We start from the raw sequence: 6,000 nt of genomic DNA on the forward strand, positions 1-6,000 counted from the left end.
TGCCGCCAGAGCAGATGTTCACGTCGCCTAATCAGCGGCGGGCGACGCCGGCTCGAATCAAACATTGGCCAGAATTCGGAGGACGCTCGCAGCGTGGATTGACCGGGCCGGCCAGTCTTGTCCTCGCCCTCCCCTCCCGATATGAGGAGTAGGGCAGACGCCGTCAATCGCCTTACTGGGAGTCGCGGTCCTGTTTAGAAGACGGTTTACCCCCGCTAGTCCGGGGCCTGGAGCAACTTATTGGCGATACCCCGAATGCTTCTACCGTCAAACACGAACTCGTACTTGATTTCGACACCCTCTGCCTGGAGGGAGCGCACAAGGCGGACGACGAGCAGGGAGTGGCCCCCGAGGAGGAAAAAGTCGTCATCGGGACCCACGGTGTCGCGCTCAAGCACCTGGGCGAACGTTTGCCCAATGAGCTTCTCCAAGTACTCGCGACCATGCTGCACTCTCACACCACCTGCCCATCGACAGAGTCCTCAACGCCCTCAACGCGGTGCCGGGGCGGGATCCGGATCTCGAAGCCGCCGCAGGAAGCATCCGCACATCAAGGCGCCCGCTCGAGCACACTACTGATAGTTCAACCTCGCTAGTCAGGATAGTTGGTACTAGTCGTTACAGTAAGAGGATTTTTGCGCTTTTTCGGGCACTTGTGGGATACTGGCCTCTCGCCGCCCGGTCAGGTGAGTCGCATCACGACTCAGGCGGCCCGCCTTGTTCGCTATCAGTTGGATAAGCACTGGATACGAGTCGGTCCCAGTCCCTGCAGCAACCCGAGACGGTCGTGGAGACTGCCATGCAGAGTTGGCGAGGTCGGTGCGATGGTCAAGCCTTCTCCGGAACGCTCGACCGCGATCGGCAAGAACGCGCGGGCCGCCGATGCTCGTATCCGGCGGATCCTTCGCGGAGCGCTTCTGCGTTCTCTGCGGCACGCTTCCGGATGAATCCTCGCGCCGACGAGTCGGCCGCAGTATCCGCGTTCAGGACGTCGACACCACCTATGCCCGCAGGCGCATCGTGACGGCCGACGGCCTAAACCACTAACACATGGCTTGGATCGATCACGCTAGACGAAACTGTGGCCTCGCAGAAAGACAAGCAAACATAGTGGCCATGCTCCAACACGAGCCCGCCGTCAACGCCGCCAGTATGGACCTGCTGCCGCATATCGTCCCGTTGGGGCCTGCCCTCTGGGGCGCTTCATTCAAGCTGATGAAGATGCTGCCCGCCCATTTCATCGTCGAAGCAGGGGTCGCCGACGGGCAGATCGGCCCGAATACCCTGATCGTTGAATCCACCAGCGGCACCTTCGGCCTGGCCCTGGCGATAAAGGCCGCGCTCATCGGGCGTCGGCTCACTTTGGTCACCGACCCCGCCATGGACGAACGGCTCTGCCGCCGCGTGATGGATCTGGGGGCGACCGTGGAGATGTGCTCGACGCCGTCGGCGCTCGGCGAGTTCCAGACGGTGCGCCTGGCCCGGCTGCAAGCGATCAGAGAACGGAACCCCGACACCTTCTGGCCCCGGCAGTACGACAACCCGCTCAATGCCGCCTCGTACGCTTCGCTGGCCGATCATCTGATCGGGCTGCTGGGCGAGGTGGACGCCCTAATCGGGCCAGTGGGCTCCGGTGGTTCGATGAGCGGCACCGCGCTTCACCTACGACGACGCAATCCTGGATTGGCTGCTGTCGCCGTAGACACACCCGGCAGCATTCTGTTCGGTCAGCCCGACCGGGTTCGAGAACTACGCGGACTGGGCAACAGCGTCCTGCCGGGCAACCTCGACCATTCGCTGTTCGACGAGGTGCACTGGTGCCCCGCCGCCGACGCCTACCTCCACACGCGCCTGCTGCATCGCGAGCATGCTCTCTTTCAAGGGCCGACCTCTGGAGCGGCCATGGCGGTAGCCCGTTGGTGGACTGCCCGCAACCCCGGTATGCGTACGGTCGTCTTGCTGCCTGACCAGGGCGACCGCTATTTGGACAGCGTTTACCACGACGCCTGGCTAGATGCCGACCCCGTTCGCATGCACGTCACATCCGAGCCGATCGAGGTGAAGCGGCCGGGCAGCGAGCCTCACTGGACCTGGATGCGGTGGGCGCGCAGGAGGTTGGCCGAAGTCAAGGACGGGCCGGTGACCCCGTGACGCGGCCGGGACAGCACTCCACCGACACCGGGCGTATCAAGGGCGGGTTGTCGGCCAAAGCACATCGCCTCTACTACGGACCGCGCGACGACGCCGGTGACCGGGAAACGCTCCATCTGATAAGTCGCGTCGACCGAGCCCATCTGGTCATGCTGGCGGCGCAGGGGATTGTTCCGCGAGACAAAGCGGCCGTGATTCTCCGGACTGTCGACAAGGTCCAGGCGGATGGCTTTTCCTCCATCCTGGCACGCCCTCGACCGAGAGGCCTTTACCTCGCCTACGAGCAGGCACTCAGCGAGCTGTGCGGATCAGAAGGCGGCGGGCTGCTTCACACCGCCCGTTCCCGCAACGATCTCAACGCGACGACCACACTGCTCGGTCTGCGCACGCAGGTCCTAGAGGTCTTGGCTGAAGGTTGCCGCCTGCTCACCGCATTGCTCTGTTCGGCCGCTCGGCACCTGGACACCGCAATGGTGATCCACACCCACTATCAGCCTGCCATGCCTATAACCTACGGCTACTATCTGACGGGCGTGGCTCTGGCGTTGCAGCGTGACATGAATCGCTTGCTTCACTGCCTGCGGTCGATGCGCCGGTGTCCTCTAGGGGCGCATGCGGTGGCCGGCACCGATCTCCCTTTGGACACCGCATACACGGCCATCCTGCTGGGCTTCGACACGGGTCCGCTGCACGCGATAGACGCGATCGCCTCACGGGATCTGGCGGTGGAAGCCCTGGGAAGCGCCGCCAACCTGGCGGTGACGGTGACTCGCCTGGCTTCCGACCTGCAGTTGTGGAGCACCGCAGAACTCGCCGATCTGGAATTCCCCGACTGGCTGGTGGGCAGTTCCTCAGCGATGCCGCAGAAGCGCAATGCCTTCCTGCTGGAGTATCTGAAGGCGCGGCCCGCCCGGGTGGTCGGGGCTTGGGTCGCTGCGGTCACCGCGATCAAATCCGCCCCTTTCACCAACTCGATCGAGGTGGGGACAGAAGCGATGGCCCCCATCGCTCCGGCGCTGGAAACGGTGCGGAAGGTGCTTGCCATGGCCGCGTTGACCGTGGCGGGAGCGCGGCCACGGCCGCCTGAGACCGGAACCGGAAAGGGCCGGGATTTCGTCGACGCCACATTTCTGGCCAACGAGCTGGTGAGGCACGGGATCCCCTTCCGAGAGGCGCACGAGCGCATTGGGGCTGCCGTACTGGACGCGTGGAACGGGGACGGTGAATGGCCCCCGCAAGGAATGGAGACATGGGATCTGCTGGCCGTCGCCGACAGAACCCGCTATGGCGGCGGGCCGGGCAGTCGCTCGGAGGCGTTGGCATCGGCCTGGGAGTCGCGCCACAACCTTCGACGAGAGATCACGCTCATGCGTACGAAGGAACAGCAGGCGAGCATGCTGCTACAACAAGCGGTATCGGCGGTCTGCGATGACTGACACGGTCGTGTTTGTCGAAAGCAACACCACAGGAACCGGAGCTCTGTTCGCCGAACGAGCCCGCGCGCTGGGGCTGACGCCACACGTTCTCTGTGCGGATCCGCTGCGCTATCCGTTCCTGACCGAGTCAGGCATTCCTCACCTTGTTTGCGACACCGAATCGCTGCCTGACGTGCTGGCCGGCATTCGGAGCCTGGGAGATCGGCAGCGCATCGTCGGCGTGACCTCCAGCTCCGAGTACTACATCGCCGCAGCCGCGCGTGTCGCCGCAGCGCTGGGTCTGCCGGGTGAAGACCCGGAAATCCTGACCTCTGCCCGGAACAAGGCCTATCAACGCCAGTGCTTTGCGGCGCACGACGTGGGCACTCCCGGATTTCATCTCGTCCACTCCCCCGAGGAGGCCGCCGCGGCTGCCGTGAATCTCGGCATGCCGGTGGTGGTAAAGCCGATCAGTCGATCCGGTTCGATCGGCGTCCAACGCTGCGACACCGCGCAGGAGGTCTCCAGGCACACCGCGGAGCTTCTGTCCGTTCTCGTCGACGAACGCGGCCGACGGCTGCCCGGCGCGGTCCTGGTCGAATCCTATGTCGATGGTTCCGAGTTCTCGGTGGAGTTGATGGCGGGAGAGGTGTGTGCCGTGGTGGCAAAACACGTCGATCAAACCCGCGGGTTCTTGGAGATCGGTCACGACCTGCCCGCCTGTATCGACCCCGACACCGAGAAAACGCTGACGGTCGAAGCTCGGAAAGCGGTCGCCGCCCTAGGGCTGAGATGGGGCGCATCCCATGTGGAAATGCGCATCGTAGACAGCAGAGCGTATGTCATCGAGGTAAATCCACGGCTGGCCGGCGGCATGATACCGGAGGCTCTGCTCGCCGCCACGGGGCGGGATCTGATCGGCGAACACATCTGCCGGACGGCGGGACGACCGGTCGGGCGCCATGCGAGCAGGCAGGGCTTTGCCGCCATTCGCTTCGTGGTCGCCGACGAGGACGGCGAAGTGCGCACGGCATCCCCCGTATCCGAGGCTCTGGATTCACCAGGTGTGGTCGCCGCCGCCGTATCCGCCTTCCCCGGACAGGTGATCGTCCGTCAGGGCTCATTCTTGGATCGACTGGGTTACGTGATCACTACCGGAGACAGCGCAGAGCGCGCCGGCGAGCTGGCCGACCAGGCTGTCACGATGTTGAAAGTTGAGATTGTGCCGCCGCGTGCACAGGAGGCGTGACTATGGCCGGATCAAAGCACACCTCAAGGCTCGCGGTGGCAGCACGGACCGACGTGGAGGCCGTCGGCCATCCGGATGTGTTACTCGCGGATACCGGAGCGCTGCTGATACGAGGTGCGGGGATCACGGACGCGGCGGCCCTGGTGGACTTGGCCGCTCGGATCGGCCTGACCGCCGTTGCGCAGGTCGAGCCATTCGCGGCACGGCGTGATCTGGGTTCCGGCGTCTGGTCGCAACCTGCCTGGCCGCGCACATCGCCGATGTGCATGCATCACGAGCTCGGCTGGATGCTGCGGCCACCGCCGTACCTGTTGATCGCCTGTCGACGGCCGCCGGCGTCCGGCGGGTGCACTGGCGTGGCCGACGGCCGCCTCGTCCTGTCCGAGCTACCCGAGCGGCTTGTCGATCGAGTGCGGCGACACGGCTGGACGTTGATACGCCGATATGCCGAAGGCCCTCTTGGGATGTCCTGGCAGCAGGCCTTCGGCGGTCTTGACGTGGCCGGAATCGAAGCCTACGCCGCAGCGGAGGAGATAGACCTTGACTGGGCATCGGACACATTGATCACTCGCCGCAGCCGCCCGGCCCTCCGCCTCACCGGCCGCGACCGAGTAGCGGCCTGGTCTAATCTGCTCGCCTTTTGCAGTGAGTGGACCCTGGATTCCGCACTACGGGAGTACCTGGTTTCATCCATGGGCCAGCTCGGGCTCCCGTTCCAGACCACGCTCGGTGACGGATCGCCGTTCACGGCAGCCGACGTGGAAACGGTCGACAGCGCTTACGACCGCGTCACGGCGTATGTGAGCTGGCATGCCGGAGACGTGCTGTTGTTGGACAACATCCGAACCGCGCACAGCATGACACCTTTCACCGGCGACAGGGAAATGCTGGTCATGCATGCCGTCGCGAGTGAGCGTGCTTAAGAGCGTGTCCTATGTGGTGAGCCGGATGAACCGCTTGTAGCAGCACAGAGCAGCAGCCAGACCGAGAAAGGCCAGGTAGTTGCCGGAGTAGCGTTCGTAGCGGATGGTGAGCCGACGATAGCCGGTCAACCAGGACATAGTGCGTTCGATCACCCAGCGATGCCGGCCTAGGAGCTGTTTCTTAGATCTCCTGACGGTGAGCGCTGGTCTTGTCACTCTTGGCATATGGGTCGTGGTGATCTGACGAACGCCGAGTGGGCAC

Annotated in this window: 6 protein-coding genes; 4 read left to right on the forward strand and 2 right to left on the reverse strand. The window is 64.3% G+C overall.

Annotated features, from left to right (window positions below):
* Positions 1 to 215 precede the first annotated feature (215 nt).
* A complete protein-coding gene (locus ACWDLG_RS22835) occupies positions 216 to 458 on the reverse strand; it encodes a phosphopantetheine-binding protein (RefSeq protein ID WP_449922809.1) in 243 nt (80 codons plus the stop codon).
* A 658-nt stretch (positions 459 to 1,116) separates the two neighbouring features.
* On the opposite strand from ACWDLG_RS22835, the gene ACWDLG_RS22840 reads away from it, so the two are divergent.
* The 4 genes from ACWDLG_RS22840 to ACWDLG_RS22855 are packed head-to-tail and all read left to right on the forward strand — an operon-like array spanning position 1,117 to position 5,738.
* Positions 1,117 to 2,151 carry a cysteine synthase family protein gene (locus ACWDLG_RS22840; RefSeq protein WP_449922811.1) on the forward strand — a complete coding sequence of 345 codons (1,035 nt, stop codon included), beginning with the start codon at positions 1,117 to 1,119 and terminating at the stop codon, positions 2,149 to 2,151.
* Positions 2,148 to 3,587, forward strand: a complete 1,440-nt coding sequence (locus ACWDLG_RS22845) for an argininosuccinate lyase (protein ID WP_449922813.1) — start codon at positions 2,148 to 2,150, stop codon at positions 3,585 to 3,587. The genes ACWDLG_RS22840 and ACWDLG_RS22845 overlap by 4 nt, the downstream gene beginning before the upstream one ends.
* A complete protein-coding gene (locus tag ACWDLG_RS22850; protein ID WP_449922814.1) occupies positions 3,580 to 4,815 on the forward strand; it encodes an ATP-grasp domain-containing protein in 1,236 nt (411 codons plus the stop codon). Before ACWDLG_RS22845 ends, ACWDLG_RS22850 begins: the two co-directional genes overlap by 8 nt.
* Positions 4,816 to 4,817: 2 nt before the next feature.
* On the forward strand, positions 4,818 to 5,738 hold the full coding sequence (locus tag ACWDLG_RS22855) for a TauD/TfdA family dioxygenase (protein WP_449922816.1): 921 nt from the start codon (positions 4,818 to 4,820) through the stop codon (positions 5,736 to 5,738).
* A gap of 9 nt (positions 5,739 to 5,747) precedes the next feature.
* Here ACWDLG_RS22855 and ACWDLG_RS22860 read toward each other — a convergent pair.
* Positions 5,748 to 6,000 (reverse strand): transposase (locus tag ACWDLG_RS22860; protein ID WP_449922817.1); only part of this gene is annotated, 253 nt, incomplete at its 5' end.

The sequence above is a fragment of the Nonomuraea sp. NPDC003727 genome, assembly GCF_053586935.1.